Origin of the sequence: Bartonella sp. CL100XZDX, from assembly GCF_042195375.1 — a bacterium.
Classification (GTDB): Bacteria; Pseudomonadota; Alphaproteobacteria; order Rhizobiales; family Rhizobiaceae; genus Bartonella.
On the sequence record NZ_JBHIOH010000006.1, the window covers coordinates 24,029 to 37,555 of the forward strand.

The 13,527-nt window shown below is 37.4% G+C and carries 8 protein-coding genes and 1 pseudogene; 4 read left to right on the forward strand and 5 right to left on the reverse strand.

Annotation, left to right across the window (positions count from 1 at the left end; genetic code table 11):
* Nucleotides 1-223 precede the first annotated feature (223 nt).
* From ACFILU_RS00600 to ACFILU_RS00610, 3 genes are all read left to right on the forward strand, one after another.
* Complete coding sequence (locus ACFILU_RS00600) at nucleotides 224-1,057, forward strand: hypothetical protein (RefSeq protein WP_375674349.1); 834 nt, start codon at nucleotides 224-226, stop codon at nucleotides 1,055-1,057.
* Between the two features lie 60 nt (nucleotides 1,058-1,117).
* Entirely contained in the window at nucleotides 1,118-2,695 is a 1,578-nt protein-coding gene (locus ACFILU_RS00605; protein ID WP_375674350.1) for an autotransporter outer membrane beta-barrel domain-containing protein, read from the forward strand.
* A 170-nt stretch (nucleotides 2,696-2,865) separates the two neighbouring features.
* On the forward strand, nucleotides 2,866-6,870 hold the full coding sequence (locus tag ACFILU_RS00610) for an autotransporter outer membrane beta-barrel domain-containing protein (RefSeq protein ID WP_375674351.1): 4,005 nt from the start codon (nucleotides 2,866-2,868) through the stop codon (nucleotides 6,868-6,870).
* An 808-nt stretch (nucleotides 6,871-7,678) separates the two neighbouring features.
* On the opposite strand, the pseudogene ACFILU_RS00615 reads toward ACFILU_RS00610, so the two are convergent.
* Nucleotides 7,679-8,644 (reverse strand): annotated as a pseudogene (locus ACFILU_RS00615) (autotransporter outer membrane beta-barrel domain-containing protein); the annotation flags it as partial.
* Between the two features lie 341 nt (nucleotides 8,645-8,985).
* Here ACFILU_RS00615 and ACFILU_RS00620 point away from each other — a divergent pair.
* Nucleotides 8,986-9,174, forward strand: coding sequence for a hypothetical protein (locus ACFILU_RS00620; protein WP_375674352.1), 189 nt, complete (start codon nucleotides 8,986-8,988; stop codon nucleotides 9,172-9,174).
* A gap of 1 nt (nucleotide 9,175) precedes the next feature.
* On the opposite strand, the gene ACFILU_RS00625 is transcribed toward ACFILU_RS00620, so the two are convergent.
* The 4 genes from ACFILU_RS00625 to ACFILU_RS00640 all read right to left on the reverse strand — a co-directional run bounded on the left by ACFILU_RS00625 (nucleotide 9,176) and on the right by ACFILU_RS00640 (nucleotide 12,715).
* Nucleotides 9,176-10,147 carry a WD40 repeat domain-containing protein gene (locus ACFILU_RS00625; protein ID WP_375674353.1) on the reverse strand — a complete coding sequence of 324 codons (972 nt, stop codon included), beginning with the start codon at nucleotides 10,145-10,147 and terminating at the stop codon, nucleotides 9,176-9,178.
* 10 nt (nucleotides 10,148-10,157) lie between these two features.
* On the reverse strand, nucleotides 10,158-11,180 hold the full coding sequence (locus ACFILU_RS00630) for a CobW family GTP-binding protein (protein ID WP_375674354.1): 1,023 nt from the start codon (nucleotides 11,178-11,180) through the stop codon (nucleotides 10,158-10,160).
* 21 nt (nucleotides 11,181-11,201) lie between these two features.
* Entirely contained in the window at nucleotides 11,202-11,945 is a 744-nt protein-coding gene (locus ACFILU_RS00635; protein WP_375637763.1) for a creatininase family protein, read from the reverse strand.
* Between the two features lie 599 nt (nucleotides 11,946-12,544).
* The gene (locus ACFILU_RS00640; RefSeq protein ID WP_375674355.1) at nucleotides 12,545-12,715 is read right to left on the reverse strand and encodes a hypothetical protein; all 171 of its coding nucleotides are present in this window, start codon (nucleotides 12,713-12,715) and stop codon (nucleotides 12,545-12,547) included.
* Nucleotides 12,716-13,527 lie beyond the last annotated feature (812 nt).

Genomic DNA, 13,527 nt, shown 5'->3' on the forward strand with positions numbered 1-13,527 from the left:
TCGGTTTTTAAAATAAAGAAAGTTTAGACGAATTATGATTAACGTATTAAAACGTCATGTATATTTGTGTGCTTTTACGACCTCTATTTTACTTTTTGTGCATAATGTAGATGTAAATGCATAAGAGGAAGCCTCGTGTAGTTCTCTTTTTAAATTCTATCCATGTAGTGCTGTTGGTGCTGCTGAGATTATTCAAAATAACGATCAATTATATGTGAATGGATTGGATACAAGTTTAAAAAATGTTGTCTCTATATCCCAATCTAATAACATAGTTATTAAGCTGAAAAAAGGTAAAGAGGAAAAAGGCATTTCAGGATCTGGTGGGACTTTAGAATTTAATAAATCTGAGAAGATTACATCAGCAGTGATTGTGTCAAAAAATGAGAAAAGTTCTTTTAAGAAGATGTCTATTACAGGAAATGGCGAAAAGAAAAGTGGTCAAAATCAGTTATCTCAATCTGTATTTGGTGTGAAGCAGGGCGGTTTTCTCTCCGTTGATGATGGTAAAGTTCATGTTACAGATATTAATGGCATAGCGATTGAAGGTGCAGAGCTGGTTTATAATGAAAAAGATAACGTGTGGGATAATTCTATGTCTTGGGTTTCTTTTGAAAACTCAGAGATCATTCTTAAGGGACAAGGGGCTCATGGTTTGCATTTTAGAGGAAGTTCTTCGCAAACTGAATATCAAGAGGGAGAGCTTCTTACAAGTTTAGGCGAAGTTCGATTTAAAAAAACTGCTCTTTATGTTCCCAATGGTACGGCTATTTATAGTAACGATGCTAGGAGGTATCCTTATATTACGGTATCAGAGGGTTCGCGTATTTTTGCTGATAGGTTGTTAGATGTCAAAAATAATTCATTTGTCGCACTTGATGCTTATGCGTCTTTTCTTGGAGGAGGCGCGCATATTGAAAAAGGTTCTTATGGTAGTGTTGAGTTGTTTAATCAATCTCAATGGACTGTAGGAGCAAATAAAAATGCGCTTAAAAATAATCATAAAAAAGGTCCGTATTTTATAGATTCATCTGTGTCATTATGTAAGGCTTATTGATAGTTCTATTTTTTTAGTAAACCAAGAAATGGTTTTTATCAGACACTTCGCATTGGGAGATTGGATGATGATCATGGTTTAGATTATGCTTACGTTGCAGGAGGGAATGCACGCTTATATGTTAATGCATCTCTTGTTGCAAATGGTAAAAACAAGGGAATAAAAGCTGATAAACTTATTATCTATGGTGATGTTTATGGAAAGACTAAGGTGCATGTTGTAGATGTTTCAGTGGCTTCAAAAAAAATAAAGAACCATAGCGAAGGTACGCAAAAGGGCAATAAAAAAGATAGCCTTAGTGTTTCAATTGTTCAGGTTTATGGAAAGTCGGCGGAGGATTCCTTTAAACTGGCAACAGATTATGTTGCTCTAAGAGGAGCGCCTTATCGATATAGTGTTCGTGCTTATGGTCCAAGCTCTTCTCGTGGGCAAGTAAAAGGTGGGAATGGGTCCGTTAAAGAGGAAAATATTGAGTATAATGGAGAGTTTTGGGATTATCGCCTTGAAGCTGAATATGTTCAGCGTTCTTCTCGTACTGCTCGATTGAAAACCTCTCAGTTAAAAAATGGTATGTCTCATCGTCGTGTATCTCGTTTTTTAAGTACTCATAGGCATCATAATAATGTTGTTGTCGGTCATAATTCTTCTGTTTTTTACCCTGAAGAGGGCGTTAAAGCTGTTGTCCCACAAGTTCCAACATACCTATTGATGCCTAATGCTTTGTTTCAGGTTGGTTTTATGGAAATGAACAATCATAACAAACAGCTGGAGACATTACGTAGCGCTGCTGGGACTTTGGGAGAAAATGCCAAAAGTTCTGCTCTTTTTGCGCGAGGTTACGGTGGAAGTTATCGTTATGTTTCTGATCTGTCTGCGCTTGAATATGGTTATAGCGGAAATTTGAATTATAACGCTATAGAGGCAGGTGTTTTGCTCAATGCGATTGAGGATACACATCATTCCTTAAGCTTTGGAATAATAGGAAACTATGGAAAAATCTCTCTACAACCTCAAGATGTTGAAGAAAGCAAAAAAAGCGCATTCGATAAATGGTCTCTTACAGCATATGGCAGCATGCAGTATGATACAGGCTTTTATATCGATGGTCTTTTTTCCTATGGTTTATTTAAAGGGGATGTTCTGACGCAAGCAAGAGGTAAGACAACAACATTGAAGGGAACACCTTTGAGTGCTTCGTTGATTGCGGGTCAGTCATTGATGACAGGACATAAGGGGCTTATTTTTGATCCGCAGGTTCAGGTCGTTTATCAAAATATACGATTTGATAAGACATCTGATATTGATGGCTTTGATATTGAAATGGGAAAACTTGATCAGTGGGTGATGCGTGTTGGTGGGCGTTTAAGTAAGGCGCTTTCTGCTTCTGAAGAAGGACATGTTCTTTCTTTCAATGGAAAACTTCATCTTTCCAATAGTTTTGGAGGAAAACAACATGTACAATTTGGAGATAAATTCCAATTAGGGGCTTTTGGTTCTTCTTTAGAAACTGGGGTGGGATTGAAAGCTCAGTTATCTTCAAATTTTGTATTGCATGGAGATGTAACCTATCAGCATCATCTTAGCAAAGCGGGGTTTTCAGGAACCATTTTTTCAGGTGGTTTACGCTATCGTTTTTAAATACACTTGAAATATAGATTAGTTTTTTATATAAGTAGATAGTATTTTATGAAGTGCAAAGTAAGTGTTTATTTTTTATACATTCTCAATGTTTATATGTTTAACTTAACATTATTTTAGGTCTCATTCATTCTTAAGTAAAGCGGGGGAGAAGGATTTGTAAGAAAGTTATGGTTAATGTATTAAGATGGTATAGATTTTTATTTACTACAACGGCTATTGTTTCTTTTTTGCCAATCGTGAGTGTTAATGCTAATCCTAATAATTTAGGAATTCCCTGTAATGTAGCAAGTAGTTTATTTACCTATAACGATAGTAAAAAATACAGGATAAGTAATAAAAATCATACTTTTTCTTTTCCTCCTCAAGATGCTTTGGTTGCGGTTGTAGCTATAGAAAAAGCAGGGACTGTTTTAACTTTGTCACAGGTAAATATTATGGCGGATAAAGCAAAGCAGTCATTTTTATATGGTGGATATGTAAAAGATGGTGGCAAGCTTGTTCTAACCAATTCAAATATTAAGGATATGTCCGGTTTTCGTGTTCAGAACGGGCAAGTTATGATGAAACGAGGGAAGATTGAAGGTAGTTCGCAAGCTGTATGTGCAGAAGGACAAAAAACCGATGTTGCTTTAGTGAGCGTAAATATTGATATTGTATCAGATGATTTGAATGCAAAAGGGATTGGATTTGTTAGTAGTTCTGATGCATTCGTTAGGATGTCAGGCAGTACTATTACTTTTAATGAGGTTGGTGCGTTTTCAACACAATTTGGGGGGAAATATCTTATTGATACCACCAATATTCAGGGCAACGGTAAGAAACACACGATTGTAGTTGATGGTGAGAGTATTGATGAATTTCCAAAAGCTTTTGATATATCACAGGGTGGTGATGTTCATTTGCGTGGTGGTTCTATTCAGCTGACTGATATGCATGGCTTCTTGATTACGAATTTTGCAGGTTATGTAGATGGTGAAGATAAATTGGTTCAAGAATACGCTTCATCAAATGGGTTTAAAAAGACAAGTATTAAGATTGAAGGTACAGAAATTTCTGTTCAGGGTGAGGGAGTATATGGTCTGTATTTTTATGGATTAGATCCAGATGTATGGGTTGATATGTTTAAGGTAGGGGATGAAAAACTTTCAAAAGTAGAAAAAACTGTTTTGGGTGAAGCGTCTTTGCATTTGTCACAGACAACTTTTTCAGTTCCCGATGGTATTGCCATTTATAGTGCGGGAGATGATATTTATGGAGCTGAAGCTATCATTGAATTAACAGAAAGGACAAAGATCTCTGGTGATTTATTGTTAAAAGCTCAAAATAATTCTTCTCTATTGGTGAAAGCAAAGAATTCTACCCTTACAGGGGGTATACGTGTTGAGGGTGCATCAACTGTTCACTTAGAATTAACACATGGCTCTGCATGGTATCTCACCAAAAGGAAACATACAGATTTGCAGAAATCATTTCCTGTAGATTCATTTCTTTCGTCTATAAGCATTTCTGATAGCACAATTTTTTTTGATAAATTTATATCTCGAGATTATCAAACGTTGTATATTGGAAAAGTATATATTGAAAAAGGAAGTAATTTAAATGATATAAATCCAATAGGCGGAATACAGTATGATAAAGAAGCCTATAGTGCAAAGGGAAATGTGCAGATTAAGATGAGTGCGTTTGTGAATAATGACGGCTCGTTTAATCCTCAAAAAACTGATCGTATTTTGATCTACGGGAATGTCTTGGGAAGTACACTGCTCATGATGGAAGGTTTTTCCAAAACCTTAGAAGGAGAAGTTGGCGATAAAGGGATTAAAAGTATTTCACTTGTTCAAGTTTCTGGGACAGCAGAGGAAAGTTCTTTTAAGTTAGCCAATAGTTATACTACGGTGAATGGATTTCCTTATCAATATAAACTTTGTGGCTATGGTCCAAGTTCTTCTTCTGGAAATGCAGATCCAAAGAATAGATTGGTTGCAGGGGAAGGAGATTTTTGGGATTTTCGTCTCGAAAGTGTTTACATTGGTCCTGAATTAGATTCTTCTGAAACTGTTTCTAAGCCAACGTTTACAGTTTTACCACCTAAACCTGAAGCAGAAACTATACCTTCTGAACGACCATCAGAGATTATTTCTCCTGAGCAACCTTCTTCTGTTGAGCCTTCGCCTATACCATCTAAACCTTTTTTGCCTGAAATATCTGAATCGTCTGAAATATCTGAACCGTCTGAAATATCTGAACCGTCTGAAATATCTGAATCGTCTGAAATATCTACGGATTTTGTTCTCACTCCTTCCGCACCTATTTCGCCTGTACTTCCCCCTGAACCATCTGTTCCAGAGGCTCCTTCTCCTGAGCAACTTCCTTCTGTTGAGCCTTCGCTTATACCATCTATACCTTCTTTGCCTGAAATATCTGAGCCGTCTGAAACATCTACGGATACTGTTCCCACTCCTTCTGCACCTATTTCGCCTGTACTTCCCTCTGAGTCATCTGTTCCAGAGGCTCCTTCTCCTGAGCAACCTCCTTCTGTTGAGCCTTCGCTTGTACCATCTATACCTTCTTTGCCTGAAACATCTGAGCCGTCTGAAACATCTACGGATACTGTTCCCACTCCTTCTGCACCTATTTCGCCTGTACTTCCCTCTGAGTCATCTGTTCCAGAGGCTCCTTCTCCTGAGCAACTTCCTTCTGTTGAGCCTTCGCTTCTACCATCTATACCTTCTTTGTCTGAAATATCTGAGCCGTCTGAAACATCTACGGATACTGTTCCTACTCCTTCTGTACCTATTTCGCCTGTACTTCCCTCTGAGTCATCTGTTCCAGAGGCTCCTTCTCCTGAGCAACTTCCTTCTGTTGAGCCTTCGCTTATACCATCTACACCTTCTGTGTCTGAAATATCTGAGCCGTCTGAAACATCTACGGATACTGTTCCCACTCCTTCTGTACCTATTTCGCCTGTACTTCCCTCTGAGTCATCTGTTCCAGAGGCTCCTTCTCCTGAGCAACCTCCTTCTGTTGAGCCTTCGCTTATACCATCTACACCTTCTGTGTCTGAAATATCTGAGCCGTCTGAAACATCTACGGATTCTGTTCCTTCTCCTGCGCCTGTTGGGCCAAAGCCTTCTACATCCCCTGACCCTTTGGAGCCTTCGTCTAATCTCTCTATACCGCTTGATGTTCAACCTAAACCAGGAATTCGAGCTGTTGTTCCACAGGTTCCGACTTATCTCCTTTTGACAAATGCCTTATTCCATGCTGGTTTGATGGATATGACCAAGCAAAGTAAGAAGTTGGAGACAATGCGGAATGCTTTTCACTCCTCTTGGAAAGATGATGAAAATACGGCCTTTTTTCTGCATGCTTATGGTGGTACCCATCATTATGCTTCCAATTTATCTGCTTTTGAATATGGCTATGGTGCTGAGCTCGATTATAATGCATTTCAAGCAGGTGTTTTGTTGAACGAGATTGAGAGTTTATATAGTCGTACATTCTTTGGGGTGTTGGGAAATTATAGCAACCTTTCTCTAACCCCTCAGGATGTTGAACAAAGAAAAGAGAGCGCATTTGATAAATGGTCTGTTGCTGCCTATGGAAGTTTGCAGCATGATGTGGGGTTTTATATAGATGGGGTGGTATCGTATGGTCTTTTTAAGGGAGATGTTTTGACCCTTGCACGGGGCAAGGTTGTGGCGTTAAAAGGTAAACAGTTTAATGGTTCTTTAACGAGTGGCAGAACGTTTGCAATAGGCTATAAAGGTGTTGTTTTTGATCCGCAGATTCAGGTTGTTTATCAGCATCTTCAGTTTAATCAGGCGCGTGATATTGATAATCTTGATGTGGATTTAGGAAAATTTCATCAATGGGTGGGGCGTGTTGGTGGGCGTTTAAGCAAGACGCTTAATGTTTCTGAAGAGGGACGTGTTGTTTCTTTTTATAGTAAGCTTTCTTATTTGCATAGTTTTGAAGATAAACGATTTGTTTCTTTTAAAAAAGATTTTCAATTAGGTGCTTTTGGTTCTTCTTTGGAAGCAGGGCTTGGGTTTAATGCTCGTCTTTCTTCAAAATTTTTCCTTCATGGAGATGTAACTTATCAGCATAGACTTAAAAAAGTGGGTTTTTCTGGAGCAAGTTTCTCTGCTGGATTGCGCCATCTTTTTTGAAGAGATATAATGTGCATTTTTATATAAAAGGCAGAAAATTTTTCTGCCTTTTAATGTATTGAAATTTATTTTTCCTCATCAATATGGTTATTTTTTTTGATATAAAAGATTACAATAGATGCTTTCTTCTATGCGATGAGGAATTTTCCTAAAATTTTGATATTAAGATATGGGGGCAGATTTCATTGTGAATGTGAGAAGCTTGAATGCTAAGTTCTTGTGGCATAATCTTTTAAAAGAGACGATATTGATGGTTGTTTTTGTCCATTTCTTTATTAAATTTTATAGATCATAAGTTTAGTCTTTACGAGCTTTATGCATTTTTTTGAATTTTGTTTTAGAACTTTATTTACGTTTATATCATTTCATACGCATATTATTTGTTTCCTTTTTTAGGATGTTTACTTAAGAATTTTGGATAAATACTTGTTTTTAGAACAAACAGAGGGAGTTTGAGGTCAAATTATAATAAAAGTAAAGTATGCTTTATCGTATTGTTACGGTTGTTGTTTTGTAAATGATAGGTGGCAGAGAAATTTTGATTGGATACAGGATATTATTTTTATTGCGGTTATGCGCGGATATCATCATTCTTTTTTCAGCATTCAATATTTGCGCAGATTTTAGCACTCGAGAATGTTCATAAGAAGCAATACACCTTTTTTCAAAAGTCCTTCTTTACATGCCAGCTTCATTTGTGATGAACAAGGGGTTAATTGATTAAATATAAACAGGTTTGAATGAAAGAAATTTATAATATTCAGTTTTTTATTCAATATGTAGAATGATGAGTGAGTATTCTAAATCATTGATGAAATTTTCCTAAATCAACATCAAGATTATCAATATCACGCGCCTGATTAAACTGAAGATGCTGATAAACAATCTGAATCTGCGGATCAAAAACATCACCTTTATACCCTGTTGAAAACGTTCTGCCACTCGTTAAAGAACCACTAAACTGTTTACCCTTTAATGCCACAACCTTACCCCGTGCAAGGGTCAAAACATCTCCCTTAAAAAGTCCATACGATACCACCCCATCTATATAAAAACCCGTATCATGCTTCAGACTTCCATAGGCAGAAACAGACCATTTATCAAATGCACTCTTTTTGCTTTGTTCAACATCCTGAGGGGTTAGAGAAAGATTTCCGTAAGACCCCATAACTCCAAAGAATGTACAACCATATAAACTCTCAATCTCGTTTAACAAAACACCTGCTTCGAATGCATTATAATCGAGCTCAGCACCATAGCCATATTCAAAAGCAGATAAGTTGGAAGCATAATGATGGCTACCACCATAAGCATGCAGAAAAAAGGCTGTCTTTTCATTATCCTTCCCAAAGGAATGAAAAGCATTCCGCATTGTCTCTAATGTCTTATTTTGCGCGGTCATATCCACTAAACCAGCATGAAATAAGGCATTTGGCAAAAGAAGGTAAGTTGGAACCTGTGGAACAACAGCTCTAATTTGGAGATTAGACGAGGAATCCAAAGGGTCAGAAGACCCAGAAGGCTTTGGTTCAACAGGGGCAGAAGGAGGAGGAACAGAATCTGGAGATGAAGTGTCCTCCGGAACAGAGGGCTCAGATGGCCGAACTTCATCAGTAGAATCTTCAACTGGAACAAACGGTGTAGGCATAGGTTGCACAAAAGAATGGTCCTCTGGAACAGTTGGTACAGAAGGACGTGCAGGTTCAACAGGGGCAGAAGGAGTGGGGACAGAATCTGGAGATGAAGGAGATACCGGAACAGAAGACGGTGATAGAAACTCTATGAAATGATTATTAGATGGAATTTTCTAGGAAAAAAAACTGCAGTTTAGAAGGCTGCTAGTAGGAAACCTTGCTCTTTAGAGAGGGAAATCAAAAAAATTTTATTTAGGAAAATAGTGTTGAATTCCATTCTTCTGATCGTAGGAATAAATCGTTGTTTTAATGATGATATCAGCTATTTTTTGCCGAATTTTTAAGAAAAATGCTTTTGTGGAAGTATGTAGCCTATATAGATGTTGATAGGGAGTGGGTTTTCGGTCTTAGGGGTGATGTTTTTATTCTTGTATGGGGGTAGCAATGTTAAAAGGTCAAAAAACATGTCTAAGGTATTTTCTTGTCTAAAGGGGGGGAAGGAAAAGAAAAGGGAAGATTTAATGATTACGAAGATTTTAGGAGACTTTGGGGGGGGGGGGAGATTAGGGAGATAGGATTTCTGAGAGCTCTAGAGATGCAAGGGGATAAGATTTCTGGAGGATTGTGTGGGCATTCTTTATCGGCGATGATTGCGCTTTTGGGTGCTTAATTTAATCAGTGATCTTGATTATACCACATTCACCATTTTCGCTACCGAAGGAGAGGTTTTGCCCTGCTTGATCCCAGTTAAGTGCTGAGATAGCGCTTTTCCCATAACCTTTTAGAAGGACTTCTTTTCCATCATGAAAATGTGCCGCTAAAATCATTCCATCATTGAAGCCTATTGCTACAATTTCTTTGTTTGGGTGGCATGAAACGGTGCTAACAAGCGCATTTGCTCGTGTGCCTAGTTCTAGAGGTGTTTTTCCCATGGGGCCGTCTTTTGTATGAAAGGGCCAAACAATTGCGGCAGAGGCACCTGATGTTGCTAGCCATTTTCCTTTTGCGCTCCAAGACCAGCTTTTGACTTTGCTTGGGTAGCCACTCATCCGTAAATGTTGATTATCAGTGAGACGCCAACCGTGTAAGGCGTTTTCTTGCATCGTGGAAATGACATAGCGGTTGTCTGGTGAAAAGGTGACGCCACAATGAGCTCCTTTCCATACCAATGTGGTGGGAGATATTTGCGTTGATAACCAATGAAGAGTGACGCCATTGTAATGGGCAACGGCAAGTCGTAAACCCTTTGGGGCAAAAGCGAGTCCTTCTACACTACGTTCATGTGTGAGCTCTTGTCGTTCTTTTCCAACATGCGCAAATGCGAAACGTGAGGAGGAAAAAGCAAAAGCTTTTTGTGGACCAAAAGCAACGTTGTTTATCCATTTGCGTTCTTTTTGGCTTAACACTTCCGTGTGATCTGCTGCGGTTGTTTGACAGACTTTTCCATCTTCTCCACCGGTGATGATCGCGGTATTGTCATGGGAAAAATGGCTTGAAATTATTCCTTGGTGAACTTCAACGATTTGTGGGGCTGGATTAAAAAAAACAATGAAACCTTCTACGGAAACAAAGGCTGGTTTATTGCCTATAAAACCGCAGGAAAGGCAGTAACTTTTGAGATCATAATGGGTAATGTTTGGCATTATCACTCACTTATGCGCAATTTTCAAAACCAGTTTTTAATTTTTCAGCATCAAGAGAGCGTCCTATAAAAACAAGGCGACTTTCTCGTTTTTCATCTTCACGCCATGGGCGTTGATGTTGTCCCTCAAGAAGCATATGTATTCCTTGAATGACGTAACGATCATCGTCTCCTTGAAAGGCGATAATGCCTTTAAGGCGCAATATATCAGGTCCTTGTTGCTGTGTAACCTGCTGGATCCAAGGGAAAAACTTTTCTGGTTGCAGAACATCTGTTTTTAAACTTACAGAAGTGATGGTAATATCATGAATGGGGGATGCGTGATGATGGTCATGATCATGATTACAATCGGGACCACATACATGATCTGCGTGATGATGGTCAAGAAAATGGGGATCATTATCTAAAGTGCGTTGGAGATCAAAGAAGCCACGATCGAGGAGTTTATCAACAGGGATGTTAACGCGCTCTGTTGTGTAAATTATAGCTCTGGGATTAATGGCGAGAATAAGGGATTCAGCATGGCTGCGTTCTTGTTGGGTGACAAGATCAATCTTATTTAAAAGAATAATATCCGCGAAGGCAATTTGATCTTCAGCTTCACGACTTGTTTTCAGTTGAGAGGGAAAATGCTTTGCATCAACGACCGCTATGACACTATCGAGAGCTGTTTTTTCATGGATAGTATCATCCATGAAAAAGGTCTGTGCTACAGGAACAGGATCAGCAAGCCCTGTCGTTTCTATAATGATCGCGTCAAATCGATGAGAACGTTGCATCAGACTTTCCAGAATGCGAATGAGATCACCACGTACGGTGCAGCAAACACAGCCATTATTCATTTCATAAATTTCTTCGTCTGATTCAATGATCAGGTCATTATCAATACCAATTTCACCAAATTCATTGACAATGACGGCATAACGGTTGCCATGATTTTCACTGAGAATGCGGTTGAGAAGGGTGGTTTTTCCAGCACCAAGATAGCCTGTGAGAACCGTAACGGGAAGTTTTTTGGGGTGTGTCGTTTCCATGGAGAGACCCTTTATTGTTCTTTATTGCCATGTGTTTATGTTAAATCGATTGATATCATCAAGTAAATCACGAAGCTGAGATAGAACATGAGAAAAGATTGCTTCACCGGCTTGTGGTGTTGCTTTGCTTGCGTTTCCTGCCGCACCTTGCGTGTTCAGATCTCGCATTGTCCAACCAAAGGCATGAGGACCATAAGCACGTAAATATCGATAATTGGCAATCATATCCGCTTGTTTATTATGAAAATTTTTTGCCTTTTCCATATGGACTTTTTCTGGTGCTAAATAGAGCATGAGAGAGGTTTCGATAAAGCCTCCATGGATATCAAGATGTTGTTGAGACGGCTCTATGAGACCTTGTGGTAAACCAAAACGGCTCCAGCTTGTTGCTACAGCGAGCATGGAAAGGCGCCTTCGTAATTCGGTGATAACAATGCTCATTAAGGGTGAATTGCCTCCGTGAGCATTGAGAAGAAGAAGACGGTTGATCCCTTTGTGATAACAGTTTTCACCAATCTTTATCCATCGCTTAATCGCATCGGAAAAGGTAAGAGTTTGTGTACCTGTAACATCCATATGTTCTATAGAATAGCCAATCTTTTCAACCGGTAAAAGTGCGATATGAAACTGCTCTTTTGTTTGTAAAGTGAGGGCTTTTGCAAAAGCTTCAGCAATAATCCAGTCGGTTTCGAAAGGAAGGTGCTCTCCGTGATATTCGTGTGCGCCCAAAGGTAAAAGAGCGAGAAAAGGCCTGTTAGATACCATAAATTATTGCCTAAAAGAGAAGTTAACATAGACAAAGTGATCGAAGGTGCTGTCACTATTTAATCTATCTATAAGAGAAACGCAAATAGGCGTCTTTTTACATCACATATGGATGCATAAAAATGAGAGCTTTGTTAAAAAATAGAGAAGCTTTTATTGAGCAATGCCAACGCAACTTTTCTGTAATATTAGGCAATCTTTCTCAAGATAGTTGTCTTTTGTAAGTATTTCTGATGTATATTATCATTTTTAATAAGTAAATATTTATGCATATTAAATACTTCACATAAATAATGAAAAAATTATTTTTCATTATTTATTAAAAATGTAATTTTTGCTGTAAATTACATATTCTTTTTTTTATTATAGAGCGAGGATGATCAAAGTATTTCTATTATTACAATAGTACAGACTTTTGTTGCAATCAGGAATTCTATTCAATTATCTGTATATTACAAAAGAATAGAAATATTTGTTGATTGATTTTACTTTGGATAGTGTCTTAACAGATTTTAGTGTTCATGAGAAAAAATAAATATAAAGGGAAGAATTCACGTAAGATAAATGTGTAATCTCATTAGAGCAGTTTATAAGATGATTCAGTAAGAAACACCGTTGGATACATAATAAACAGAACGCCATTGTGTTGCACATTGACGCTTTTGTTTTAAAGAAACATTTCTCAAAGTATCCAAGCCTATTTTGCAACGGCGCCCGTGAATAGTATAACGATAAAGCCTTATATTATAAAATCTATTGTGTTCCACCATATTTACACTTTTAAAGTAAAAATGGGTATCATCATTCACTTTGCTAGTTTTCAATACTGTGTTAACAGCGCTTGTTAGTTAAAATACCTCATAAGTGATATTTTCCTTTCTTCAAGTGTGTTTACACACACACACCGATCTCGTTTGTGATTTGCAAGTGAAGAAATTTGATTGATTCAATATAAACAGAGTTAAAATTAAGAGAGTTTTATAATCGTCAGCTTTCTCATTCAACATGCAAAACAATAAATTATTATTATAGATTAATATTTTGCGATTAAAGTGATCGGTTGATGAATTTATCATTCAATATCAGTTTTCATGGCGTTATTTTTTCAATGTGCTTACTTAAGTTGGTATTTTAAAAATGCAATTTTTTAGTAAGTTTCTCTATTCCTTTTCTTTCAAGAATTTGATTAATTCTTTATTATTATTATTTATTTTGCACAAATTGAAGACAGTTATGTGAATATTGCTAAAAATTTCGTTCAAAGAGAATTATTTGTTACTAATATAGAGTAAATATAATTACTTAAAATATAAATATGGTTGTGATCTACAATATTGACGAAAAATATGGAATAACTTTTATGAAAATTAAGAAAGAAAGTTTTTTCAGTATTTTGGGGATCATCTCATTTTTCATGACTCTCTTTTTATCTGGTTTTAGGTAGTTTGTTGGTGTTCTAGTATTGCTTATAATTTTTTTGTAAATCTGATAAATTTACTTATTTCATGCGTTTGTTTTATTAGGTTTGAAAGTCAATATTTTGTGTTCTTTATGCTGTATGGGATAAAGGGGGCTGAATTAC